25 protein-coding genes are annotated in these 25,522 nt (G+C 38.4%); 17 read left to right on the forward strand and 8 right to left on the reverse strand.

Annotation, left to right across the window (positions count from 1 at the left end; genetic code table 11):
* Nucleotides 1-33: 33 nt before the first annotated feature.
* The 3 genes from JET18_RS12210 to surE form a co-directional block, all read right to left on the reverse strand.
* On the reverse strand, nucleotides 34-1,074 hold the full coding sequence (locus JET18_RS12210; RefSeq protein ID WP_202091386.1) for a GMP reductase: 1,041 nt from the start codon (nucleotides 1,072-1,074) through the stop codon (nucleotides 34-36).
* A gap of 931 nt (nucleotides 1,075-2,005) precedes the next feature.
* Nucleotides 2,006-2,671 (reverse strand): GNAT family N-acetyltransferase, encoded by a 666-nt coding sequence (locus JET18_RS12215; RefSeq protein ID WP_202091387.1) that lies wholly within the window; start codon nucleotides 2,669-2,671, stop codon nucleotides 2,006-2,008.
* Nucleotides 2,671-3,441, reverse strand: a complete 771-nt coding sequence (surE, locus tag JET18_RS12220) for a 5'/3'-nucleotidase SurE (protein ID WP_202091388.1) — start codon at nucleotides 3,439-3,441, stop codon at nucleotides 2,671-2,673. The genes JET18_RS12215 and surE overlap by 1 nt, the downstream gene beginning before the upstream one ends.
* 491 nt (nucleotides 3,442-3,932) lie before the next feature.
* Here surE and JET18_RS12225 point away from each other — a divergent pair, with 491 nt between their 5' ends.
* The 4 genes from JET18_RS12225 to JET18_RS12240 all read left to right on the forward strand — a co-directional run bounded on the left by JET18_RS12225 (nucleotide 3,933) and on the right by JET18_RS12240 (nucleotide 8,219).
* Nucleotides 3,933-5,063 carry an MBL fold metallo-hydrolase gene (locus tag JET18_RS12225; RefSeq protein WP_202091389.1) on the forward strand — a complete coding sequence of 377 codons (1,131 nt, stop codon included), beginning with the start codon at nucleotides 3,933-3,935 and terminating at the stop codon, nucleotides 5,061-5,063.
* A 253-nt stretch (nucleotides 5,064-5,316) separates the two neighbouring features.
* Nucleotides 5,317-7,446, forward strand: a complete 2,130-nt coding sequence (locus JET18_RS12230) for a carboxy terminal-processing peptidase (protein ID WP_202091390.1) — start codon at nucleotides 5,317-5,319, stop codon at nucleotides 7,444-7,446.
* A 111-nt stretch (nucleotides 7,447-7,557) separates the two neighbouring features.
* Nucleotides 7,558-7,884: a type II toxin-antitoxin system RelE/ParE family toxin gene (locus JET18_RS12235; RefSeq protein ID WP_202091391.1), complete on the forward strand. Its 327-nt coding sequence runs from the start codon at nucleotides 7,558-7,560 to the stop codon at nucleotides 7,882-7,884.
* Nucleotides 7,885-7,886: 2 nt separating this feature from the next.
* Nucleotides 7,887-8,219, forward strand: coding sequence for a helix-turn-helix domain-containing protein (locus tag JET18_RS12240; RefSeq protein ID WP_202091393.1), 333 nt, complete (start codon nucleotides 7,887-7,889; stop codon nucleotides 8,217-8,219).
* Between the two features lie 60 nt (nucleotides 8,220-8,279).
* Here the strand turns inward: JET18_RS12240 and JET18_RS12245 are convergent, their stop codons facing one another.
* A complete protein-coding gene (locus JET18_RS12245; RefSeq protein ID WP_202091395.1) occupies nucleotides 8,280-8,783 on the reverse strand; it encodes a superoxide dismutase family protein in 504 nt (167 codons plus the stop codon).
* Nucleotides 8,784-8,933: 150 nt separating this feature from the next.
* Here JET18_RS12245 and JET18_RS12250 point away from each other — a divergent pair, with 150 nt between their 5' ends.
* The 9 genes from JET18_RS12250 (at nucleotide 8,934) to JET18_RS12290 (ending at nucleotide 17,354) form a co-directional block, all read left to right on the forward strand.
* Nucleotides 8,934-9,836: an AraC family transcriptional regulator gene (locus JET18_RS12250; protein WP_202091397.1), complete on the forward strand. Its 903-nt coding sequence runs from the start codon at nucleotides 8,934-8,936 to the stop codon at nucleotides 9,834-9,836.
* Between the two features lie 93 nt (nucleotides 9,837-9,929).
* Nucleotides 9,930-12,173: a TonB-dependent receptor gene (locus tag JET18_RS12255; protein WP_202091399.1), complete on the forward strand. Its 2,244-nt coding sequence runs from the start codon at nucleotides 9,930-9,932 to the stop codon at nucleotides 12,171-12,173.
* Between the two features lie 71 nt (nucleotides 12,174-12,244).
* Nucleotides 12,245-12,895, forward strand: a complete 651-nt coding sequence (locus JET18_RS12260; RefSeq protein WP_202091400.1) for a hypothetical protein — start codon at nucleotides 12,245-12,247, stop codon at nucleotides 12,893-12,895.
* Between the two features lie 128 nt (nucleotides 12,896-13,023).
* Nucleotides 13,024-14,343 (forward strand): 2TM domain-containing protein, encoded by a 1,320-nt coding sequence (locus tag JET18_RS12265; protein WP_202091403.1) that lies wholly within the window; start codon nucleotides 13,024-13,026, stop codon nucleotides 14,341-14,343.
* A complete protein-coding gene (locus JET18_RS12270) occupies nucleotides 14,343-14,663 on the forward strand; it encodes a 2TM domain-containing protein (RefSeq protein WP_202091405.1) in 321 nt (106 codons plus the stop codon). The genes JET18_RS12265 and JET18_RS12270 overlap by 1 nt, the downstream gene beginning before the upstream one ends.
* Before the next feature lie 64 nt (nucleotides 14,664-14,727).
* Nucleotides 14,728-15,297 carry a methyltransferase family protein gene (locus JET18_RS12275; RefSeq protein ID WP_202091407.1) on the forward strand — a complete coding sequence of 190 codons (570 nt, stop codon included), beginning with the start codon at nucleotides 14,728-14,730 and terminating at the stop codon, nucleotides 15,295-15,297.
* 668 nt (nucleotides 15,298-15,965) lie between these two features.
* On the forward strand, nucleotides 15,966-16,262 hold the full coding sequence (locus tag JET18_RS12280; protein WP_202091409.1) for a 2TM domain-containing protein: 297 nt from the start codon (nucleotides 15,966-15,968) through the stop codon (nucleotides 16,260-16,262).
* Between the two features lie 24 nt (nucleotides 16,263-16,286).
* Entirely contained in the window at nucleotides 16,287-16,562 is a 276-nt protein-coding gene (locus JET18_RS12285; RefSeq protein ID WP_202091411.1) for a 2TM domain-containing protein, read from the forward strand.
* Nucleotides 16,563-16,610: 48 nt separating this feature from the next.
* Complete coding sequence (locus tag JET18_RS12290; RefSeq protein WP_202091413.1) at nucleotides 16,611-17,354, forward strand: LytR/AlgR family response regulator transcription factor; 744 nt, start codon at nucleotides 16,611-16,613, stop codon at nucleotides 17,352-17,354.
* 236 nt (nucleotides 17,355-17,590) lie between these two features.
* On the opposite strand, the gene JET18_RS12295 is transcribed toward JET18_RS12290, so the two are convergent.
* Nucleotides 17,591-18,487: a hypothetical protein gene (locus JET18_RS12295; RefSeq protein WP_202091415.1), complete on the reverse strand. Its 897-nt coding sequence runs from the start codon at nucleotides 18,485-18,487 to the stop codon at nucleotides 17,591-17,593.
* Between the two features lie 114 nt (nucleotides 18,488-18,601).
* Between JET18_RS12295 and JET18_RS12300 the strand changes: the two genes are divergently transcribed.
* Genes JET18_RS12300 through JET18_RS12310 form a run of 3 tightly spaced genes read left to right on the forward strand, consistent with a single transcriptional unit; the run spans nucleotide 18,602 to nucleotide 20,522 of the window.
* Nucleotides 18,602-19,342: a glycine-rich domain-containing protein gene (locus tag JET18_RS12300; protein WP_202091417.1), complete on the forward strand. Its 741-nt coding sequence runs from the start codon at nucleotides 18,602-18,604 to the stop codon at nucleotides 19,340-19,342.
* Nucleotides 19,343-19,354: 12 nt separating this feature from the next.
* On the forward strand, nucleotides 19,355-19,711 hold the full coding sequence (locus JET18_RS12305; RefSeq protein ID WP_202091420.1) for a DUF2207 domain-containing protein: 357 nt from the start codon (nucleotides 19,355-19,357) through the stop codon (nucleotides 19,709-19,711).
* A gap of 10 nt (nucleotides 19,712-19,721) precedes the next feature.
* Nucleotides 19,722-20,522, forward strand: coding sequence for a hypothetical protein (locus JET18_RS12310; protein ID WP_202091422.1), 801 nt, complete (start codon nucleotides 19,722-19,724; stop codon nucleotides 20,520-20,522).
* A 92-nt stretch (nucleotides 20,523-20,614) separates the two neighbouring features.
* On the opposite strand, the gene JET18_RS12315 is transcribed toward JET18_RS12310, so the two are convergent.
* Nucleotides 20,615-20,809 carry a hypothetical protein gene (locus JET18_RS12315; RefSeq protein WP_202091424.1) on the reverse strand — a complete coding sequence of 65 codons (195 nt, stop codon included), beginning with the start codon at nucleotides 20,807-20,809 and terminating at the stop codon, nucleotides 20,615-20,617.
* A gap of 79 nt (nucleotides 20,810-20,888) precedes the next feature.
* The gene (gene mnmA / locus JET18_RS12320; protein WP_202091426.1) at nucleotides 20,889-22,076 is read right to left on the reverse strand and encodes a tRNA 2-thiouridine(34) synthase MnmA; all 1,188 of its coding nucleotides are present in this window, start codon (nucleotides 22,074-22,076) and stop codon (nucleotides 20,889-20,891) included.
* A gap of 117 nt (nucleotides 22,077-22,193) precedes the next feature.
* On the opposite strand from mnmA, the gene JET18_RS12325 reads away from it, so the two are divergent.
* Nucleotides 22,194-22,721: a hypothetical protein gene (locus tag JET18_RS12325; RefSeq protein ID WP_202091427.1), complete on the forward strand. Its 528-nt coding sequence runs from the start codon at nucleotides 22,194-22,196 to the stop codon at nucleotides 22,719-22,721.
* A gap of 259 nt (nucleotides 22,722-22,980) precedes the next feature.
* On the opposite strand, the gene JET18_RS12330 is transcribed toward JET18_RS12325, so the two are convergent.
* Complete coding sequence (locus tag JET18_RS12330; protein ID WP_202091429.1) at nucleotides 22,981-25,515, reverse strand: ATP-dependent Clp protease ATP-binding subunit; 2,535 nt, start codon at nucleotides 25,513-25,515, stop codon at nucleotides 22,981-22,983.
* Nucleotides 25,516-25,522: the final 7 nt, after the last annotated feature.

The following is a 25,522-nucleotide window of genomic DNA, read 5'->3' on the forward strand; positions in this document are numbered from 1 at the left end:
CCAATCTGCAAAATCAGCGTGAGCTTCAATTCTTTAGTCTTTGAAAATCTGGTTTTCCTGCTCCTGAACCCTGATGAAAGTAGTTCTCTTAGATAGTTCTTTCAGTTTGGAAGCCCCTACATACGTACACGTAGAACGTACGCCTCCCAAAATATCTTTCACGGTATCTGAAACAGGTCCTTTGTAAGCCGCCTTTACGGTTTTTCCTTCTGAAGCACGGTATTCTGCCACTCCTCCGGAATGCTTATCCATCGCTGTTTTTGAGCTCATACCATAAAACAGCCGGTATTTTTTACCGTTTTCTTCAATCATTTCGCCGCCACTTTCATCATGTCCGGCAAACATACCGCCCAGCATCACGAAATCTGCGCCTCCGCCAAAAGCTTTAGCGACATCTCCGGGAACCTTACAGCCTCCGTCCGCAATAATGTGGCCGCCTAAACCGTGTGCAGCATCAGAGCATTCAATAATAGCTGAAAGCTGAGGATATCCGACACCCGTTTTTACCCTGGTTGTACATACAGACCCGGGCCCGATGCCTACTTTGATAATATCTGCACCTACAAGAAGGAGTTCTTCCACCATTTCTCCGGTCACTACATTCCCTGCCATGATGATCTTATCCGGGAAATTGGCCCTTGCTTTCTTCACAAATCCAACGAAATGCTCAGAATAACCATTCGCTACATCTATGCAGAGAAACTCAATTTTTGGGTGCTTTTCGAGGATCAGTCTGAGTTTTTCCTCATCAGCTTTCCCGGTACCTGTACTTAAAGCGATATATTGATAGATGCTTTCAGGCTGGCTGTCCAGAAACCGGCTCCATTCATCAGGAGTATAATGTTTGTGAACTGCCGTAATGATCTTGTCTTTGGCCAGTTCTACCGCCATTTCAAAAGTTCCTACCGTATCCATATTGGCTGCGATCAAGGGAACACCGCTCCATTTCTTTTTGGTATGCCTGAATGTGAATTCTCTTTCGAGATTTACTTCCGAACGGGATTTTAATGTAGAACGTTTGGGACGGAACATTACATCCTTGAATCCAAGCTTTATATCATATTCTATTCTCATAATCTGGAAAAAATTAATAAGAATAAATGTAGGGAAAAGTTTCAAGGGAAAAACGAAAACGGAAGGTTTTATAGATTTTTTAACCTGGAGGTTGAAAAGGGTTTGGAAGAGGGAAGCGGGGAGAGGGAAGTTCCGGGAGGATTCAGAATAAATAGCTCACATTTCTTACAAATTTCTACCACTATAAATCATACAATAAAACATAATCATCTGTGAAAATCTGTGGTTTTATACTCCTTATTTCCCACCGATTTTTCATATAGTACAGATGTTTGCATAATTTTTTTGCATTATTATTCAGTAGGAACGGGCTTTAGCCCGTTTAAAATTTTAACAGCATGAAAAAGGCTTTAGCCAAAATCTGAAATTTACCGCATTATTTCTCCACAGATGCCTCAGATTTTAATTTTTTTTGAAACATTAAGAGCATTGAAGTTTTTAAGATCATTAAGCAGAGCTTCGCTTTTAAGGATTAGGGCTAAAAAAATCTTTAGATTTTCTCTTAACTATCCTTACCTCCTTCATAACTCTTAATGTTTCAAAAAATATACGCAATCATCTGTGAAAATCTGCGAAATCTGTGGTTAAAAGAAAATACAAAACCACAAAAGGCACAAAAGTTTTTAAACACTTTAATTATTTTTAAGTTTAAAGTATTGAGAATAAAGAAGTACACCTAAATTTAAAAAAAATCAGAGATTTTATGATATGATTTGAAACATTAAGAGCATTGAAGTTTTTAAGATCATTAAGCAGAGCTTCGCTTTTAAGGATTAGGGCTAAAAAAATCTTTAGATTTTCTCTTAACTATCCTTACCTCCTTCATAGTTCTTAATGTTTCAAAAAAATATACGCAATCATCCGTGAAAATCTGTGTAATCAGTGGTTAAAAAGAAAAGAATCAAAATATAAAATGAAAAAGGCGGAAAAATCAACTTTTCACGCCCCATAAATTTATTTTTCCTCTATGCATAAAGCCGAGCTTTTCATACAGTATTTTAGCCCCGGTATTGCTTTCCGCCACATGAAGGAAAGGTGTTTTCCCGTCCTCAAAGATCTTCCCGGAAACAAAAGCCACCAGCTGTTTGGCCAGGCCTTTTCCAAGATGATCCGTATCCGTGATCACAGCGCTTACCTCCGTCATATCATTCATCTGCATTCTTTCCCCTGTAACTGCTGCTAATTTTCCGTCTTTAAAAATCCCGAAATAACGCCCCAGCTCAGGAGTTCTGGCCTTAAAATAATACGGATAGAACTTCATTACAAATGCCATAAGCTCTTTCTGATTTTCTTCTTTCAGCTCCACAATTTCCTCTGTAAGATCAATCTGAACAGGGGTTTCCAGAACATACTGATCGCACACTAGCCTGGATAGGTCCGTTTTAAAATCTCCCAGATCAGGTTTTGCACCGAAAATCAGAAAGTCATTGCAGATTTTAGCGTATTCTGTGATGGCTTTTTCTGTGGAAAGCTCTGCCGCACCGCCAAAAGAGGCGACTTCAGGGTTATAAAATTTCGTGTCCCCAAAATTGAAGCAGAACTTTTCATGATATTCATTAAGTGAATGATAAACAGGATTGTCTAGCTTTTCGTACATCAGTCAAAATTCATTACTTCCTCCAGGGTTTTCATGTATTCGTAAGCGGTAAGATCGAACTTTACAGGAACAATGGAAATATATCCGTTGGCCAGTGCCGTTTCATCAGCATCTTCAGATTCATCCATATTGTTGAAATATCCCGTCAGCCAGTAGTATTTTTTTCCGTGCGGATTCACTCTTTCGTCAAAGCTTTCTTCCCATTTTGCATTGGCCTGTTTGCAGACTTTTATGCCTTTTATTTCCCCTGTGGTAAGTTTAGGAATATTGACGTTCAGTACAATTCCTTTAGGCATAGGGTTTTCAAGGGTTCTTCTTACAATATTCTGAATGTGTTCCTTTGCCTGGGTGAAATCTGCCTCCCAGCTGAAATCCAGCAGTGAAAATCCAATCGCAGGAATGCCTTCCACACCCGCTTCTACAGCTGCAGACATAGTCCCGGAGTAAATCACATTGATCGAAGAATTCGCCCCATGATTGATCCCGGAAACCACAATATCGGGTCTTCTTGTCAGGATCTTATCCAGAGCCATCTTTACACAGTCTACAGGCGTTCCGCTGCATGAAAAATCCGTTTGCGGGCCGTCAAGCGTTACTTCTTCGTAGCTTAAGGTAGAATTAATGGTAATGGCGTGGCCTTTTCCACTTTGGGGAGAGTTGGGTGCAACGACGATAACATCTCCTATTTCGTTCATAAATTGTATAAGGTTTCTGATACCAGGTGCTGTGATCCCATCGTCATTAGTTACCAGAATAAGCGGTCTTTCCATAAAAAGTTTAATTTTAAAAGGTATTTTGGCTTCAATTGCCGTTTGAAAACTCCTCTTTTGTCTATCCGGACAATGAAGAAAAAGTTTCCACACCTCAAATTTAGCTAAAAAGTTTTGAAGATAAATGCAATTCAAAAAATATAAGTTGGGCCTGAATATCCTTTTGGAAATTCTGTAATTTTCTGAATGATAAGAACTTTTCAGCAAATCAAATTGGACTTTGCAACAATGTATAATATCATTTCATTGCAGAAATTTGTATCATTAAATTAAAAAAATGAAAACACAGAATAATAAAGAATTTATACTTTTCACCGCAGGTTCGGATTTTGTGGCTTTGCACAAATTTAAATGCCAACAAAAACATGGAGAATTTTATCAATAAAAAAAGTAATCGCGTTGAGTTAACCGTCATTAATCCTACTGAAAAATAAATATATTTAATCCTATCAAAAACTTACCAGAAATATTGGAAGTAAAACATAAACCTGATGAAAAGATTTAAAAGGATAACAAAAGGAGTAATAGTCTTTCTTTTATGCATAATGGCAGTATTGGCAGTCGTTACTTATTTTTATATGAAACAGCCTCAGTTCGGGGCTTTACCGGAAGGAGAAAGATTAGAAAGGATAAAAAAATCTGCTCATTATAAAGACGGAAAATTCAGAAATCTTGTAGAAAAACCAACGCTGTCGGAAGGTTACAGCTTCACGGGAGAAATCTGGGAAGCCATTACCAAAAAATTTCCAAGAACAGAACCGGTGGATGTACTGCCATCGGTAAAAACTGACCTGAAAGCTATTTCAAGGGACAGAAATGTGATCGTCTGGTTTGGGCATTCATCCTTCTTTTTACAGGTTAATGGAGTCCGGATTCTGGTAGATCCGGTCTTCAGCGGACGGATTTTTCCACTTCCCGGAAAACCGGATGCCTACAAAGGAACAGATATTTACTCTGTTGAAGACATGCCGGAGATCGATTATATGCTGCTTTCCCACGATCATTATGATCATCTGGATTATGAAACCGCAAAAGCTTTGCAGCCAAAGGTAAAATATGTGGTCTGCGGTCTGGGTGCCGGAGCCCATTACGAAAAATGGGGCTATACCGGACAACAGATTATTGAAAAAGACTGGGGAGAGCAGGTAGATGTGAAACCGGGCTTCACGATCTTTGCAGAAAATACCCATCATGAGAGTGGAAGAGGATTTAAAGGTTCTCAGGCTTTGTGGCTTTCATTTTACATACAGTCGCCGGGAATGAATGTGTATTACAGCGGAGACGGCGGGTACAGCAGCCGTTTTAAAGAGATTGCTGAAAAGCATCCGCCGATTGACTGGGCAATTATGGAATGCGGCCAGTACAACAAAGCATGGCAATCTGTACACGAGCTGCCCGAAGAAGTGGCAAAGGCTACTGCAGAACTGAAAGCCAAAAATCTGCTTCCGGTACATCATTCCAAATTCACACTCGGAAAACATCCATGGGACGAACCTTTGAAAGAAATTACCAGATATTCCCAGGATAAAAATTACAGACTGGCTACCCCGATGATCGGAGAAGTGGTTAATCTGGACGACAGCACGCAGGTTTTCAAACAGTGGTGGAAAAATATAAAATAACAGATCGTGGAGTTATTTAAAATAATGCTCTTTTGCGTTGGCTTAAAGGATGAGTAACCATTTGATTATTAATTAGGTATTTAGAATTTTAATAAATCAATGATACCACGTCCGGCTGCTTTTAGTAAAAAACATTTAAAACTAGTCGATAATTGTAAATAAGGTATTAAATTTGATAGTTTGTAACAGCGAATTATTTGCTGCTACTAATTGTAGTATATATTTAAAAAAAATCAATAAATAAAGACAGTTTATGTGGAAAAATTTCAAACTGAATAAATTTTTACTCCTAATTCCATTGACAAGTCTAATGTTTTGTTTCAACTCGCCAAAGAATGATGACGAAAAGATGCAGACGATCATGGTGAGCGTAAAGAATACACTTTCTTATTTACATTACAGCCCGAAACCTATCAATGATGCCTATTCAAAGGATGTTTACAAGCACTATTTTGAACTGGTGGATCCGGCTAAAAGATACTTTCTCCAGTCTGATATGGACGAATTCAGCAAGCATGAAACAAAGCTTGATGACTACATCAGCCAGGGAGATCTTATATTTTATAAAACAACCATTGACAGGCTTTATCAAAGGGTAGATGAGATCGATAAAATTACCCAGGATATTTTCAGCAAGCCTATCAATCTTCAGGAAGATGAAACCTATGTTTTTGAACCTAAGCTGAAAAAAGCGCCTCTGAATAAGCAGGAACAGTACAATGAATGGAGAAAATACATTAAATACTACATTCTGCAGGAAATAGAATCCATGAACAGCAAAGAAGAAGCTCAAAAAGAGAAGAAAGATTCTGTTCAGAAATACAAATTAAAGGATACTATTAAACTTCAGGTGCTTACTCAGGATCAGAAGGTTAAGAAAGCCACTGATGAAGTGAAAGACCTTGTAAAAGATACCTTTACCCGATTCAAAAAGAGAAAGAAAATGGATTGGTTTACGGTTTATATGAATGCCTATACAGAAGTATTCGATCCGCATACCAACTATTATTCTCCAAAGGATAAGGAAGATTTTGATACCCAGTTTACAGGAAAAGTAATCGGTATCGGAGCGATCATTCAGGAGAAAAAAGGAAACCTTTATCTGGGGGCTCTTACGATAGGTGCTCCGGCATGGAAATCTAAGCAGCTGAGTGAAGGAGATAAAATTTTAAAAGTAAAATCCAAGCCTAAAGATGACGCTGTAAATGTGGTAGGAATGCTTTCTGATGAAGCCGTAAGACTGATCAGAGGTGAAAAAGGAACTCCGGTAACATTAACGGTTCAGAAAAAAGACGGAACCATTAAAGACGTAACGATGATCCGTGAAGAAGTAGCTATTGAAGATACTTTTGCAAGAAGTATCGTAGTGAACTCCCCGAATGGAAAGAAATACGGATTTATCAACCTTCCAAGCTTCAACGCTGATTTTGAGAATGCTAAAGGAAGAAATGCTTCTGATGATATTAAAGCAGAAATCATTAAGCTTAAAGAACAGAATATTGAAGGAATCGTTTTAGATCTAAGAAATAACGGAGGAGGATCGCTGACGGAAGTTGGGGATATCATGGGACTTTTCATGGATGCCGGACCTTACGTACAGGTGAAAGACGGAAACGGAAAAATCCAGACCTTAAAAAATAAAAATGAAACCCCTATCTGGACTGGTCCGTTGGTGATTATGCAGAACGAGCTTTCGGCATCAGCGTCTGAGATCCTTGCGGGTGTAATGCAGGATTATGGAAGAGCAATGATCATTGGTTCTCCGCAGTCTTTCGGAAAAGGAACCGTACAGACTTTTGTAGACCTGAACAGATTCTTAAATACAGAAGATGATTTCGGATCTTTAAAACTGACGATTCAGAAGTTCTACAGGGTAACCGGTGAATCTACTCAGAGAAAAGGGATTGTTTCAGATATTCAGATGAAAGACTTCTTTACCTATGCAGAAGTAGGAGAACGATATGATGATTTTGCATTGGCTTGGGACAAGATTCCAGGGACAAAATTCGAGAAACTGAATTATTTCAACATTCAGGCGCTTGAAAAAGCAAGTGCCGACAGAATGTCTAAAAACAGCAATTATCAGCTTCTTCTGGAATCTGCACAATGGAGAGAAAAACTGGATAAAGAGGAAAGCATTACGCTTAACATCAATAAATTCAATGAACTGATGAAGCAGAGAAAAACTCAGATCGAGAAGTTCAAAGCTTTAACCAAATTTGAGAACGGTCTTAAGTTCATGATGTATCCAAGTGAGCTTGAAAGAGAGAAAAAAGACGAAGCTTTCAAGAAAAAATCCGAAATGTGGATCAAAAACCTTAAAAAAGATCCATACCTGCAGGAAGCCATGAATATCGTTTCCGATATGGGAACAAAATCATAAAACAAAAAACCGCTGATGAAAATCAGCGGTTTTTTTATTTCAGTCAACGAAGAGAATATACAAATAAGTTTCCATATTTGGAAACTTATTTGTATATTTGGGAAAAACACAATGAGATATTTTGAGACCATTTTTTTAGAAGAGGTCATGGATTTTCTGGACAGCCTCGATAAAAAATCAGTAAGAAAAATAATTTACAATATTGATTTGGCTGAACAGACGAATGATCCGCGGCTCTTTAAAAAACTGAGTGGAGAGATCTGGGAATTCAGAACAAAATATTCAGGAAATCAATACAGATTACTGGCATTTTGGGATAAAAGGAATAACGAAAATACCATAGTAATTGCTACCCATGCATTTATTAAAAAAGACAGTAAAGTCCCAAAGAAAGAATTGGAAAAAGCAGAAAAAACAAGAGAAAAATATCTGAAATAGTTATGGCAAAGAGAGAAACCAAAAAATATACTCTGGCTGATATAAAAGATCGTTACATCGGCAAAGAAGAAAGTGAAGAGAGACAACAATACGAATATGAACTTAGAATGGATGTATTGGGACATCTCATAAAAGCTGCACGGAAAGAAAGAAAACTTACCCAGCTTGAACTGGGAGAATTGGTTGGAGTACAAAAAGCTCAGATCTCCAAAATCGAAAATAACATAACGAATGCGACAATCGCTACGGTATTAAAAATATTTGATGCTCTGGATGCAGATCTTAAGTTCAGTGTAAAGCTGGAAGGAAAAAATTTAGAAGCAGAATTACATTAAAAAAGAAAAAAGGAGCCGAATGCGGCTCCTTTTTTATGTAAAATTGTTGTGAACGTTCCTTTATTTTATCTCCACACATCCCACTCTTCCTCCGGCATTTCCGGTCGGCTGGGTATGGAAATCATCGGCTGCGGCATGTACAATAAGACCTTTTCCGATAATATTTTTAGATTCATCTGTACAGCTAAGACACCATTTCGTGGTTTTGAAAGTCAGTACAGCTTTTCCGCCTGCATCAGCAGTAAGGTTTCCTATATCTCCCATATGGAAGTGCTCCGCGCCCCATTTTCCGTGGTCGTCTTTCGCAGGATTCCAGTGTCCGCCTGTAGAAGTTCCATCCGCGGCAGAACAGTCTCCTTTTTCATGGATATGTACAGCATGGATACCGGGAGTAAGATTCGTTACCTCAAGTTTCATAACGACCTCGTCTCCTTTCTGGGTGAACTTTGCCGTTCCGCCCGTTTGCGTTCCACTCTTAGCGTTAACAGAGTACGTTTTTGTAGTGCAGCACGAAGCTGCTAAAAATGCACAACCCGCCAGTAATGCTAATGTTTGTCCTTTCATTTTTAAATGATTTAAAGTGATATTTACGATAAATTTATAAAACATTTTCCGAAAGACTTTATGATTTCAATCCTTTTTTCCAAAACAGCAACATATGACAAGTGAAATATAGCGGATCTTGATACCTTTACCGATTATCATTCATTAAAAATGGAAGAACATAAAAAAAGAATCATAAAAGCAATCAGATATATTGATCATCACCTTGATGCGGATCTTTCCCTGGAAAATATTTCAGAAATAGCCATGTATTCTCCCTTCCATTTTCACAGGATTTTTAAGCTCATTACCCGCGAAACCCTCCAGAACTATATCATCAGGAAGAAAATTGAAAAAAGTGCCTTTTACCTGGCTGTAAAGAAAGAAATGGAGATCAAAGAGATTTATCTGGATCTTGGGTTCTCTAATCATTCCGTTTTCAGCAAAACCTTTAAAAAATACTATGGAATGCCGCCTTCTGCCTTCAGGAATTCTGCTCCGGAAACCTTTCACAGGATTTTACAGATAGACCGCAAGAACGGACAAACGGATACCGTTTTCAGCCAGTACATTTGCCATGTAGAAAACCTGTTAAACTGGACAAAAATGAATTTAAAAATTGAAGTAAAAGAACTGCCGGAAATGAATCTTGCAGCAGTAATGAGCCTCGGTCTTGCTCAAGTGGAGCCTTCTTATAATCTCCTGATAGAATGGGCAGAAAAGAAACAATTATTTCCAGCACAAAACGTCAAAATGATCTCCGTCTATCATGACAGCTTTAAAGTAACACCGCCTGATAAGGTCAGAATCCATGCGTGCATGCTTCTGGATGAAAAGCTTAATGGGCAAAATGGGTTGATTTTCTCAGAAACCATTGATGCCGGAAAGTTTATCGCGGGAAGAGGAGAAGTGACCCTTCAGGACTTTGAACAATGCTGGGTATCCCTGTTTTTATGGATGAATGAACACCATTATTCCATGAGAAAAGCATTCCCGTTTGAAATCTATCATTCCAATTTTAAAGAACATCCGGAAGGTAAAATGATCGTGGATTTCTGTATCCCGGTTCATTAATTTCCCCATTCAGCAGCCAAAGTATGCCTTTCAGTAAAATTTATTTTAAAGAAAGGCATATTCCGTATTATTTTTGATCCGAAAATTAACCCCATGAAAACACAAGGAAAAAAGCTTTTATTACTGATCTCTTTTTTGACCTTTATTGCAGGATATTCGCAGGTAAAGATCTCAGGAAAAGTCACTTTTAAAAGCAAAGGCATCAACGAAATCAATGTCACCTTAAAAGACACTTATGATGGCGCAACAACCGATGCACAGGGAAACTTCTCTTTTGAAACATCAGAGAAAGGAAACCATATCCTGACCTTTACCCATCCGAAATATCAGGATGTAGAAAAAGCAATTGTTATTGACAATCAGAATATTAATATCAACGCAGAACTTAAAGAACAGATCAGCGAGATCGATGCGGTAGTCGTTTCTGCAGGTTCCATAGAGGCAAGTGATAAGAAAAGAGCTACAGCTTTGTTAACGCCAATTGATATTTACACCACAGCAGGCGCAGACGGACAGATCTCTTCAGCCTTAAATTATCTTCCCGGCGTTCAGAAAGTAGGAGAGTCGGAAGGTCTTTTCATCCGGGGAGGAACAGGAACGGAAGCCAAGATTTTTATGGATGGAAGCTTAATTAACAACTATTTCTCGAACTCAGTTCCGGGAATTGCAGGAAGAGACCGCTTCAACACATCTCTTTTCAAAGGAAATATTTTTTCAAGCGGAGGATATTCTGCTTTGTATGGTCAGGCGCTTTCAGGGGCACTGATGTTGGAAAGCGTGGATCTTCCGGACCAGAGTTCTTATGATTTTGGAATTTCACCCATCTTTTTGAGTGCCGGATTTCAGAAACTGGGAGAAGACAAAAATCACTCTTTTGGGGCTACTTTGGGCTATTCACTGCTGAGCCTTATGCAGAATGTTTTTAATTTTAATACGGATTTTATTGATGCTCCGCAGGGTTTAAACGGTGATTTTAACTTTAGAATTAAAACAAAATCAGGCGGATTTTTCAAATATTACGGAATGTATGACTCCAACAAAATGGGGGTAAAAACGGAAAGCCTGGAACCGGAATATGATTTTGCACTGATAAGACTGAAAGGGAAAAATACCTACCATAATCTCTCTTTTAAACAGAAATTCGGGAAATACCTGCTGAATGCCGGAACTTCTTATTCCTACAACAGATCCGATCTTAATTTTTCGAAAGAAGTCAATGATAAAGAGTCAGATCCATCCCAGCTTTTAACGGAAGGGAATTATATTAATTTTAAAGCTGTTTTAGAGCGGAAGATAAATAAAATAAGTGCGGTAAGAGCCGGTTTTGAACTGAATAACACCAATGAAAAACTGAATTTTACAGAAGTACAAAAGAATTATCAAGACCTGATTTCTTCAGTGTTTGCAGAAACAGATCTGGGTTTCAGTAATGCATTGTCTGCAAAAGTAGGGGTAAGGGCAGAGCACTCATCCTTTTTAGGAAAAAGCAATATCGCCCCGCGTTTTGCACTGGCTTACCGTCTGGCCAAAGACTGGACCTCTTCTCTGGCGTACGGATTGTTTTATCAGAATCCTGAAAGCAGATACATCAATGGACCGGCAGATCTGGATTTTCAGAAATCGCAGCATTATATTTTTCAGGTTCAAAGAGCATCAGAAGGAAGAAGCCTGCGTTTTGAAGCCTTTTATAAAAAATATGACCAGTTGATTAAGACATTCAATATCACGCCGGATAATCAGCAGAATCAGCAGATACAGACTGCTTTGAACAACAGCGGTTATGGATACGCCAAAGGGTTGGAGCTTTTCTGGAGAGATAAAAAGACCTTTGAAAATATAGATTACTGGATCAGCTATTCATTTCTTGATTCCAAAAGAGATTTTACCAATTATCCTGTAAGCCTGAAGCCGAATTTTGCATCTGCACATACCCTTTCTGCCGTGGCCAAAAGATTTATTCCGGAATGGAAACTTGGGGTCAACTTATCCTACACCTATGCAAAAGGACGTCCTTACTACGATATTGCCACGAAAACGGAGAACAGCAGGGTGATCAATTACATCAGAAATGAAGGAACGCTGAAAGATTATAATGCCTTAAATATCAGTTTCAATTACCTTCCGAACCTTGGAAAGAAAGATGCGAAAGCGTTTACCGTTCTTGTTCTCAGCATTTCCAATGTGTTAGGATCTAAAAATGTCTACGGCTACAATTTCTCAATGGATGGAACGAGAAGCTCATCAGTCGTTCCACCGGTCAATACCTTTGTATTTGTGGGAGCCTTCATCAGCTTTGGAGTAGACAGGACCCAGGATGCCATCAACAATAATTTATAAAAATAACAGAGGATTGTTCCAAAATATATAACTTCGAACCGATAATAAACTAACTTCAAAAAATTGATATAATGAAAAAATACCTATTAAGTTTTGCTTTAGCTTTTATGAGCTTAACAGCTTTCGCACAGGCAGATTACGAAAAAGTAATGACCGAAAAGATCGCAAAAACGGAAACATGTAAAACCCCGGAAGAATTCCAGACTCTGGCCAATGATTTCCAGAGAATCGGGAGCAAAGAAAGTTCAAAGTGGCTTCCTCCGTACTACGCTGCATTCTCTCAGATTCAGAAAGGGAGACTCATGATGAGAAACGGAAATATGCAGGCTCTGGATGAAATTGCCGGAGAAGCGGACAAATATCTGGCTTCGGCTCAAAATCTTGCGGGAGCGGACAATGCAGAGATTCACTTACTGAGAAAAATGGCAGCTTCTTTAAGAATGATGGTCAATCCGGCTCAGCGTTATATGACAGACGGAGCTAAGGCTACAGAAGAAATGGCTATTGCCGAAAAACTGGATCCATCTAATCCGAGAGTGGCACTGATCAAAGCGGAAGATATTTATTTTACCCCTGAACAGTATGGCGGAAGTAAAACCAAAGGCCTGGAAATGTTCAAAGAGGCGGTTAAAAAGTTTGATAATTACAAACCGAAATCAGCTTTAGACCCGAACTGGGGAAGAGCGGAAGCGGAATATTTCATGAGTATGCCGGCAAAATAACAAGAAACATCAACCTTCCTTAGCCGGAAGGTTTTTTTATTCCATTCGGGAAGGAAAATCAGCCTCTCAGTAAAAAATAATTTTCGATACCTTTAATAAAAACTAATTTTGAGCCAAGAAATCTGATCATGAAACGTAAGGGATTTATAATTTTACTCTGGGTATCGCTGGGAACGGCACTGTTTTTCTTTTTGTTTTTTACAAAAGAGAAGAACTTCCATAATTTTCTGATCACGCTGATGATCTCTACCATGTATTCCTTTGTTCTCGGCTTCGGAAATGCCCTGATCAACGACTTTCTCAACAAGAAGTTTCCCTGGTCCGAAACCAGAGGAATAAGAGCTGTTTTAAGCGTTGTATCTATTATTATCGGGAATTTTATCCTGGTTTATTTCTGTAACTATATGAATTATGTAGTGATCCAGAAAGTGGCAACCGCCGAAACTTTTTTTTCCAAGGAATACGGAACCACCAATTGGTTTATGATCAATATTGCTCTTCTGATATCCGCATTTCTCCATGCCAAAAGTTTTATGGAGGAGCTGAAAAAAACATCCAGAAAGGAAGTGGTGGAGCAGAAGCTGATCGCAAAATCTGCCAATGCCCAGTTTGAAAGCCTTAAAAACCAGCTGGACCCGCATTTTCTTTTTAATTCTTTAAATGTACTGAGTTCTCTGATTGATGAAAATCCTAATCAGGCGCAGAAGTTTACCGCTTCAATGTCAAAGATTTACAGGTATGTACTTGAACAGAAAGATAAAGAGCTGGTCACGGTAGAAGATGAGATCGAATTTGCAAAAACGTATTGTGATCTTTTAAAAACAAGATTCGAAGACAGCGTAGATTTTATTTTTGATGTAAAAAAAGAAGATTACAGGCGATATGTTGTGCCATTGTCCCTTCAACTTTTGCTGGAAAACTGTATCAAGCACAATTTTGCTACCTCTTCAAAACCGCTGGTCATTAAAATATTTTCAGATCAGGATACGCTGTGCATTGAAAATAACCTTCAGGCAAGAGAGCAGATGAAAGAAAGCGCAGGAATAGGTCTCGCCAATATTGTGCAGCGGTATGCTTTACTGACCAAAAAGAATGTTTTCATTGAAAAATCTGAGGATTATTTTAAAGTAAAAGTTCCGATCCTATCTGATAAGCCTAGCAGTATCAACGTGAAAGCTGATAGCGACGACGGGTCTTATGAGAATGCTAAAAAAAGGGTAAAAGAACTCAAAAGCTTCTACGGAAACCTGATTTCATACTGTACAGTGATCCCGTTTTTGATCATTGTGAACCTCCTGACGTCACCAAACAACCTTTGGTTCTATTTTCCTATGCTGGGATGGGGAGTTGGGGTTGCGTCCCATGCATTTCAGGTTTTCGGTGTTGGAGAATCCTGGAAAGAGAGAAAGATCCGTGAAATAATGGACAAACAAAAAAACAGAAAATAATGGAAACTTATGACGAAAACGACATCCGCTACCAGCAGGCCAAAAGGCAGGTTGAACGGCTGAGAGGATTTTACGCCCACTTATTTACTTATGTTGCGGTGAATGCCATGATTGTTCTCTACAATTATAATGAATTAGAGCCCGGAGAAAGCTATTTTCAGTTCAAAAACTTCTTTACGGCTACGTTCTGGGGGATTGGGCTGGTTGCACACGCGATAGTCGCTTTTTTACCGAATCTGAGCTTCATTAAAAATTGGGAGGAAAAAGAGATCAGGAGGTTGATGGAGAAGAAGGCGCGGAAAAGCAAAAAAGCAAAATAGAAAAGTCAAAATGGCTTCCGTCCAAAATATTTTCGCCTGACAGCACAACTAAAAACCAAAACATATGACCTCTTTACAAATTCTTTTCTTCATCTCAATGGCCGCCTGGTTTCTCACAGAAATCTTCTATAAAAACATGCTGAAATCCGGAAAAGAAGATAAAAAAGATAAGGATAAATCAACACTGAATATTTTATGGATGGCGATCCCGTTTTCCATTGCAGCTTCAGTAGCAGTATCTTATATGACGACATTTCCCATGACTGATGAAACCTGGATTTTATATGCAGGTGAAGTTCTTATTTTAACCGGGATTATTTTCAGATTTATCATCATCAGATCTCTGGGGAAATATTTTACCGTAGATGTGACGATCAAGCAGGATCATAAGATCAAGAAAGAGGGATTTTACAAATACGTAAGACATCCGTCCTATACATTTTCCCTTTTAACCTCCTTAGGATTAGGACTGTATCTCAATAACTGGCTGTCACTGCTTCTGGCTTTCCTGCCGCCGTTCTTAGCTTTTCTGTACCGGATTAAAATTGAGGAACAGGCTCTTGTGGAACAATTCGGGGCAGAGTATCTGGAATACAGAAAAAAAACAAAAAAACTCATCCCATTTTTATACTGATTACAAGACTTTACTATAAACCCTTTTCTAGTACAATCATCTGCGAAAATCTGTGGAATCCGTGGTGAAAAAAAACCACAAAAGCCACAAAAGTTTTTTACACTTTAGTTATTTTAAGTTTAAAAGGATTGTAAATAAGAAGTACACTTAAGTTTTAAAAAAATCAGAGATTGTTATGATGATATTTGAAACATTAAGTAATATTAAGTTTTTAAGATCAATAAGTTGAGCTTCGTTTTTAGAACCAGAGCTTAGAATAAATCTTTAGATTTTGTCTTAACAATCCTTATCTCCTTCACAAAACTTAATGTTTCAAAAAAATATCCTCAATCATCCGCGAAATCCGTGAGATCTGCGGGAAATAAAAACCTGTTGGTTCTTCGCAAAGGCGCAAGATTATTCTAAATACTATCTGTTTTAAGGCGCGAGGATTTTATCTGCGATAAAATTGAATGCTGTTAAATTTTCCAGCCTTAAAAGTTTAGCTAAAGCCTTTGATTTTCTTGAGCCTTAGCGTTTCTCCAAAAAAACAAAAACCATTAAACCATACTTTTTACCATTCAGCAATCATAATCTACGGTTCGGTCATATAAAGTTGAAAGAGGGCATATTTCTAAGTTACCTTTGATTCAACAAAATGACAAACTCATCTTTATAAAATAAAAATTATGGAAACTACATCATTCAACAAAGAAGCACACGCTTACAGAAAAGCATCAAGAAGAGTAAAAGAGTTGAAAGGATTCTACGGAAACCTTACTTCATACTGCCTGGTTATCCCGTTTTTAGTGGTACTGAACCTTATCACATCGCCTCAGCACCTATGGTTTTACTGGCCTATGCTGGGATGGGGAGTAGGAATTGTAGCGCATGGGATCAGCGTTTTCGGGATCGGAAAAGAATGGGAAGAAAGAAAGATCAGAGAGCTTATGGATGAGGACAGAAAAAATACAAAAACTTTATAATAACTTAAAAACACTTTATTAATCATGGATTACAACAGCGCACAGGAAAGAGTGAACCAACTTAAGAAATTCTATAAAAACCTTATGTGGTTCGGAATCGTAGCCGGAATTATATTTTTTGATGATATTTTCGACGAAGGGAAAATTAATTTCTCATTGTTTGACGGATCCATTATTCTGATGATATGGGGAATCATCTTAACCATAAAAGCGGTAAAACTGTTCCTATTTGATTCAGAATGGGAAAAGGATATTATTGAAAGAGAAATGAGAAAAGGGAAAAAGAATATTGATTTTTAATCTGACCGTTTTTTATCTATTTTTATTCCGGACTAAAACTGTAACTCAATGATCAAAACTGTCATTATCGAAGATGAAAAACCTGCTTCAAGGAAACTGGAAAGAATGCTGAGTAATTTCCCTGAAATAGAGGTAGTTGCTAAAATTGAATCCGTAGAAGAAGGTGTGGCCTGGTTTTCTGAAAATGAACATCCGCAGCTCATCTTTTCTGACATTGTTCTGGGGGACGGCCTGTCTTTCGATATCTTTGAAAAAATACCGACCAAGGGATTCATCATTTATACCACTGCTTTTGACCAGTATACGCTGAAAGCATTTAAGCTGAACAGCATTGATTATCTTCTAAAACCTATTCTGGAGGAAGATCTTTCCGGAGCGGTTGAAAAATTTAAATCCTTTATACCTGCCAATAATATGACGGGTTCGGAGGATATCAAGCAACTGATCAGAAAGGAAAAATCTACACTTTCCAGGGTTTTGGTTAAGATCGGGTACAATCTGAAAATTGTACAGACACATGAAATAAGCTGCTTCTTCAGTGAAAATAAGATTGTTTATCTTCAGACGGAAGACCGTATTTATCCTTCAGATTTCACTTTGGACGAGCTGGAAGACGTTCTGGATGAAAAGAAATTTTTCCGCGTAAACAGACAGTTTATCATCAATTCAGATTACATCAGCAATATCCATACATCACCGTATTACAAAGTGGATATGGTATTCCAGCCGAAAGAAGAAATCACAGTCAGCCGTGACCGCGTGAAGGATTTTAAAGAATGGCTGGTGGGCTAGGGAGATAGATTTTAGATGTCAGACATCAGACGTCAGATTTCAGACAGTCAGTTACGAGGTGGGTTGGCAATGGTGACTTCGGGAGCCTCAGCCACCATATATTTGTCGTTCATTTAATAACTTCAAATTTACACCCCAAACTCTCAAACTCAAAAACCCGAAACATCGCACCCCGCATCCCGGAACTCATCACTCATAATTTATCACTCATCACTTTCCAAAACCTCGAACCGGAACTACCTGTAATCTATCCTGTTAGACTCTGTGTCTTCAAGCTGTTTTATAATAGATTTCGGAATCTCATCGCTGTCGATCGGGAAGCTGATGGAGTCAGAAATAAATGTTTTCCGGTCTGCTTTCTGGAAAATCTCGAACAGGGCAATAGGCTCCTGATTAAAACTGATACATGTACTTATAAAATGCACCTCATGGAGCTTATATTCTGGATTTTTAAGCTTTTCCTTGAGATCTTTTATCCTTGAGATAAAATGCCGCTGCCGGATGAAGGTATTGCTGTTCATAATGATGAATACATAATCCGAATACGCTGTTACTTTGCCGAAATACTTGTGATGGTCGCCGCCGCTTCGCTCGATGAAATATTCTCCTGTGGTTTCAGATTTGTAGATCTCCATGGCAGAACGCCAGATACGCTCTTCCCCGGCCTTAAGCGGAGTTTCAGGAAGATTTCTGTTATAAGAATACCAGCAGCCTGCCAAACGGTCTAAAAGAGCTGTATTCTGCTTCACATTATTCATGTCTATTCTAAGATCATTGAAATTGAATGATTCCGTGTTGGAATTAATAAAATCAATATAATTGGAGTAGCCTAAAACTTTGACAATCTGACTTAATTTTGCGAGATTGGGCCTGCTCAATACAGCATTTTCATTCTGATGAAATCTTTTTAGCTTATTGATAATCAGATGTTCATAAAGGTAATTGGAGCCCAGCAAATCAGGTTCTTTTTTTATTCCCTTCTCAGCATAATCATTCCCGATCAGTTCATTAAGCTCTGCACTGATGTATGACCATTCCGTCTTTGTAACATCTTCCCAGCGGTTCTTCTTCAGAAAGTGCTGGCTTAGGAAATTCATCAGTTTCTCGAGATGAAGAATATCTTCTTTTTTCATTCCATTAATTTGTAAGACTAATATAAGATTTTTATACATCCAAATGAGATTTAAGAAAGACTTTTATATTTTAAAATCAAATGATATTTGAGTAGAAAAATAAAAGTTAACACAATGGAAACAACAATCTTATTAAAAGACGAAATCCTTTGGAAACGAATTCAGAATTTTTCATTGGATGCTTCAGATGCTGCCTTTCCTTTTTCTAAAAAGCTGGCCAAAGAAGAGCGTTGGACTTTGGATTTTACCCAAAAAGCGATCCAGGAGTACAAAAAATTTATCTATCTCTGCTGTATGCTTCCCAATGGCGCTTCTCCAAGCGAAACAGTAGATAAAGTATGGCATATGCACTTAATTTACACCCAGAACTACTGGGAAGAATTCTGCCCCAATATCTTAAAACGAAATCTTCATCACCATCCTTCAAAAGGAGGCGTTTCTGAGAAAAAGAAACATCAGGACTGGCATCATGACACCTTGCATCATTATAAGGAAATCTTTCAGCAGGAGGCACCGGAAGATATCTGGAAAGATCGGATAAAGAAAAATGATCAGCTGACGTTCTGGAAAAAGGGACTTAAATTCCTTGCACTGGGCTGTCTCTTATTTCTGGTGTATTCCTGCTCAGGAGGGATTTTAGGAGGGGTGATCATCACTATTTCATGGATCATTGGCTTCTTCGTCTTCATGGGCTTTATATCATGGATTTTCGGAGGAAATATCAACAAAGAGCAGGATAAAAATGTCAGCAGCAATTCCGATGGAGGCTCAGGCTGCAGCAGCGGCTCCAGTTGTGGAGGCGGTGGCAGCTGTGGAGGCGGATGCGGAGGAGGTTGTGGCGGATGCGGAGGTTAAAAAATAAAAACTATGAAAAAAATATTGTTCTACTCAGTCCCGGTAATAATAAGCATAATCTGGCTTATTCTTACCCAGCAGACCTGTAACCCGATCTCAATCAAAGGTCCTGAATTCCTGAAGTTTTATTTAATTCTTGTGCTGGGTTTCTATGCTTCGGTAATGATTCTGAAATCTTTTAAAGAAAACAGTTCCAAGATAATCCTTTACTTTATGATTCTCATTCTTTTGCTGGGCATTGTAAAACTGATAAAAGGGTTAATCATAGGAAAGCCGGTCGGATATCTTGTTATGATATTGATGGTCGAAGGCATTATCCTTCTATGGCAAGCAGGTTTACCATCCAATACCAAACATAAGCAGATTTAAAAACAATACCATGACCAGGAAATTCACAGAAGTTGAGAAAAATATTTTATACAAAAATATTCCTTTGCAGAAGCAGGGCCATGCCGTAGGATGGGAAACGGTTTTGTTTATTATCCTGACTATACTCATGTTTGGGTTTGGAATTAAAATAATCCTGTTTGATTATAATCCGTTTTTTGATGATGAAAAAGAGACTCTGGGCTCTTTTCTCTATTTTATGGCGGCGTTTATTCCTATAGGTGCCGGATCTTTTGTAAGCGTTGCGGTTTTATTTATGCTCGTAAAAAATATGATTTTGTATCCGAAATATGGAAAATATGCAGTGGAAAAGTCATTTGATGTGGCAGAGATTGAGATTATTCAGGGAAAAGGATCCGAAGATTTTATCATCCGGATTTTCAATACCGGATGCGGGAAAACAGAAATAAAAATCGATCTGAAGATCGCCGTAGAATCCTCTTTAAAAGATAATTTTCTCAACGAAATTGAAAAATACAGAGTCAAAGATTCTGAAAACATCCATATTCCGTTCATGAAAGTCCTTCATATTCTTGAAACGAAACCGTTTTCAGGAATGGTATATTTAAAATTAAGTGATTTTTCTACCGATACGAAACTGGATTCCAGCCAGCTGATCTATTCTTACGATGTCTTTTTCAAAACAAAATATAATGTAGTCTCCAGTTTGAAAACAAAGGAACCTCTTTTTATAAATTTCTACGGAGATCATTTTGAAAAAGAAATCAATTTTACAATGAACGATGTGGAAAGTAAAATAACCTACTATTTTATTGAAGATCATTTGCTTTAAATAGTGCTGTCTTGGCTGATCCAGACCAAAAACAGACCAAAAAATAACCCCAAAACAAATGCTTCGGGGTTTATTGATATAATTAAAATGATCTAATTTTTCTGTTTTTCATTGTTATATCTGCGGATCATCGCCGAAGTTACAACAGCAAAAATAAGGGATAATGCAATGCTTGTACTTTCCTGATGTACAATGACCTGATAAAGATTAAAGCCAAAAACGGCACCTGCAAAAGCTATTAAAATTTGATTCACAAAAGCATACTGGTTTTTTGAAGTCGTTTTCATAGTGATATTTTTTATTGTTATTTACTGAGTAAGTCTAACAAGTCAAAATACGTTACAGAAAACTTTCAAAATTTTTTATTTATGAAATCACGCCGCTTCCAATCAGCTCTTCACCGATATACCAGGCGGCAAACTGTCCTTCTGCAATGGCAGACTGAGGCTGATCAAACTCAATATAAGATGCATCCTCAAACTGGTAAATAACCGCTTTTTCCAAGGCCTGTCTGTATCTGAACCTGGCCATTACTTCCATTGATGTTCCGTTTTCCAGTTTCATATCTTCACGCACCCAATGTACTTCTGAAGCATCCATTTTCAGGGCTTTTTTGTGCAGTCCCGGAGAACTGTGGCCTTCACCCACAAAAATAATGTTGTTTTCCATGTCTCTGGAGATGATAAAACAGCTTTCTTTATGGCCTCCTATACCAAGCCCTTTGCTTTGTCCGATCGTGAAAAACTGGGCACCCTGATGCTTTCCGATCACTTTTCCGTCGGATTTTTTATAATTGATTTTCCTTGATAAAAATTCCAGTTCTTCCTGTTTTGAAGAAAATTCAGGCTTTTCCACTGAAAATAGCGGAGAATCTTTGAAAATTTCCACAATTTCTCCTTCTTTGGGAACCAGCTGCTGCTGCAAAAACTGGGGAAGACTTACCTTTCCGATGAAGCACAGTCCCTGAGAATCTTTTTTATCAGCCGTCACAAGCCCGATTTCTTTTGCAATTTCCCTTACCTGCGGCTTGGTGAGTGCACCAATTGGGAATAACGCTTTTGATAACTGATCCTGGCTCAGCTGACAAAGGAAATAAGACTGGTCTTTATTGTTGTCTTTTCCGGCCAGAAGATGGAAAATTTCCTTTCCGTTTTCGTCAAATGTTGAGTTCACCTGTGCATAATGTCCTGTGGCCACTTTATCAGCGCCCAAAGACATGGCTGTCTTCATGAAAACATCAAATTTAACTTCTCTGTTGCATAAAACATCAGGATTCGGAGTTCTTCCTTTCTGATATTCATCGAACATATAATCTACGATGCGCTCTTTGTAAAGCTCACTCATATCGATCACCTGAAAAGGAATTCCCAGCTTCTGGGCTACCATCAGGGCATCATTGCTGTCCTCAATCCACGGACATTCATCTTCAAGCGTCACCGAAGCATCATTCCAGTTTCTCATAAACAAAGCCACCACTTCATGGCCTTGCTGTTGCAGCAAATATGCTGTAACACTGGAGTCTACACCTCCGGATAATCCTACTACTACTTTCATTGTATTTCAATTTTACGAAACTCTTAACGGGAGTTCTTAGTTTGACCCGGCAAAAATACAACTAAATAAATTCGTAAAAAAACCATAATTTTAAGCATCGATAAAAACAATATTAATATGAAAAAGTTTATTATTCCTTTATTTATACTGATTTCGGGATCCCTATTTTCTCAGGTTTCAATTGGTGCTTCACCGGAAAATAACAACCGCTGGACTTTCGGAGGGGGAATCGGAGTGGGCTTCGGAAGCCAGAGCTCTTTTTATTTACAGGCTTCTCCCAGAGTAGGTTACAAGCTTACTGAAGACCTTGAAGGAGGGGTCGTGGGAAGTGTTTCCTGGCAGACTTCAGATTACTACCGTTCAACCATGTTTGGGGTGGGACCGTTTCTGAATTATTATATCGCAAGAACTTTTTATGTAAGTGCAAACTTCCAGCATTATTTTATCAATTATAAAGACAAATATTACGATTATAAAATGAATGAGGAGGAAAGTGCTTTATACCTTGGAGGTGGCTATATGCAGAGAATCGGGAATAATTCTTTTATGCAGCTGGGATTGATGTATAATGTGCTTTGGAAAGAGAACTCCAGTATATTCTCCAGCGGTCTCGTTCCGAATATAGGCTTTGTAGTAGGGCTTTAACTTTTATTTCCCACGGATCTCACGGATTTACACAGATAATTGCGTTTTATTTATGCAGATATTTATTTCAATGATATTATGCTAAATTTCCTGCTGGAGATAGCGGGCATTAATCTGTGGTTAAAATAAAAATATCAATAGGAACGGGCTTTAGCCCGTTTTATTTTTGCCTATATTCGGAACGGCTTTAGCCAAAACCTTAGAAAAACAAAAAAAGCACCGGAATTTCCGGTGCTTTCATTATAATGATATTATTTGTTTAAGACTGAGAAGATTTTTCAATCGTTTTCTTCGGCTTTGAAGTCTTTCCGATCAGTCCGTCTTTAGTTTCATTGAGATCAAGAACCACAGTTTCTCCTTCATTCAATTGCTTGTTCACCAGCATTTCTGCCAATAAGTCTTCAATATATTTCTGGATCGCTCTTTTCAATGGTCTTGCTCCGAAATCTTTATCCCATCCTTTTTCAGAAATAAAGTTTTTCGCATCTTCAGTTAAATCTACTTTATATCCTAATTTTTCAAGTCGGCCATAAAGTTTGTTCAGTTCGATGTCAATAATTCTCTTGATATCATCCTGTACAAGAGAGTTGAAGATCACAATATCGTCAATTCTGTTTAAGAATTCCGGGGCAAATGCTTTTTTAAGGGCATTTTCAATTGTACTTCTTGCTCTTGTATCTGAAGTTGTTTTCTTCGCTGAAGTTCCGAAACCTACACCATCTCCGAAGTCTTTAAGATCTCTTGTTCCGATGTTTGAAGTAAGGATGATAATCGTATTTCTAAAGTCGATTTTTCTTCCTAAACTGTCTGTAACGTGACCTTCATCCAGAATCTGCAACAGGATATTGAATACATCAGGGTGAGCTTTCTCGATCTCATCCAGAAGAACCACAGCATAAGGTTTTCTTCTTACCGCTTCCGTTAATTGTCCGCCTTCTTCGTATCCTACGTATCCCGGAGGCGCACCAACCAATCTTGAAACCGCAAATTTTTCCATGTATTCACTCATGTCAATTCGGATCAGAGACTCATCAGATTCGAAAAGCTCTCTTGCCATTACTTTGGCAAGCTCGGTTTTACCAACCCCGGTGGTTCCAAGGAAGATAAAGGTACCAATTGGACGGTTCGGATCTTTAAGACCAGCTCTGTTTCTCTGAATGGCTTTCACCACTTTCTTCACAGCGTCTTCCTGACCGATTACTTTTCCGTTCAGTTTATCATCCATCTGAGCGAGTTTATCAAGCTCATTTTTACCGACTTTGGTTACCGGAACGCCGCTCATCATAGAAACCACTTCCGCTACATTTTCTTCCGTTACGGTTTCTTTTTTCTCTTTTACATCTTTATCCCACTTATCCTGGGCAGCATTCAGTTCCATCTGAAGACGTTCTTCTTCATCTTTCAGCTTTCTGGCTTCAAGATAATCCTGAGCTTTTACGGCTTTCTGCTTCATTTCTTTGATATCCTCGATTTTTTTCTCAAAATCAATGATCTCAGTAGGAACTTTCATATTCTTGATATACACCCTTGAACCTGCTTCATCCATGGCATCAATAGCCTTGTCCGGTAAGAAACGGTCTGTAATATATCTCGATGTCAGGTTCACACACGCCAGAATTGCTTCCGGAGTATACACTACATTGTGGTGCTCTTCATACTTATCTTTAATCTGGTTCAGGATCTGAATGGTTTCCTCAATATTGGTAGGTTCTACCATTACTTTCTGGAATCTTCTTTCCAAAGCGCCGTCCTTCTCGATGTACTGACGGTACTCATCCAGCGTAGTAGCCCCGATGCATTGAATTTCACCTCTTGCCAGGGCCGGTTTGAACATATTGGATGCATCCAGACTTCCTGTAGAACTTCCTGCACCTACAATGGTGTGAAGCTCATCAATGAACAGGATGACATCTCTGTTTTTCTCCAGCTCCGTCATGATGGCCTTCATTCTTTCTTCAAACTGACCACGGTATTTCGTTCCGGCCACTAAACTGGCCAGATCCAGTGTGATCACACGTTTTCCGTAAAGAACTCTGGACACTTTCTTCTGCTGAATTCTTAAAGCCAGTCCTTCTGCAATGGCAGATTTACCAACTCCCGGTTCACCAATAAGAAGAGGGTTGTTTTTCTTTCTTCGTGATAAGATCTGAGAAACACGTTCAATTTCTTTTTCACGGCCAATTACAGGATCCAGTTTTCCGTCTCTTGCCAAAGAAGTCAGGTCCCTGCCAAAGTTATCCAGTGTAGGAGTTTTACTTTTTGCAGAACCCAGATTTCCGGAAGGCTTCCTCATCTGCTCAAATTCCTCTCTGTCATCGTCATCATCATAAGCACTGTTTTGTGGTGCCTGCCCGGAATTTTTAAGCATCGTCTGGTATTCTTTTGAAACTCCTTCATAATCGATGTCGTAAGCTCCCAGAATATTTGAAGTAGGGTCCTCATATTTATAAAGAATGCCTAAAAGCAGATGAACGGTATTAATTTCATTGCTTTTATACTGTCTGCATTCCAGTTCTGCACGCTTGATGGCATGATCTGCCATCTTCGTGAAGGAAATATTGGTAACCTCTTCAGAAATAGGATTTAGACTCGCTGTATTTAAAGTTTCAATTTTTCTTCTGATTTGTGTTAAATCCGCATTAAGGTTTTGAAGGATTTCTTTTGCAGAGTTTTCTGTTTTTATAATACCTAAAAGTAGATGTTCTGTATTGAGAAATTCACTTTTCAGCCTTTTAGCTTCGCTTTTGCTTTGTTTGAACACCTGGCTCAAACCTTGTGAAAACTTATAGTCCATAATATAT

It is taken from the genome of Chryseobacterium endalhagicum (assembly GCF_016745235.1).
GTDB lineage: Bacteria > Bacteroidota > Bacteroidia > Flavobacteriales > Weeksellaceae > Chryseobacterium > Chryseobacterium endalhagicum.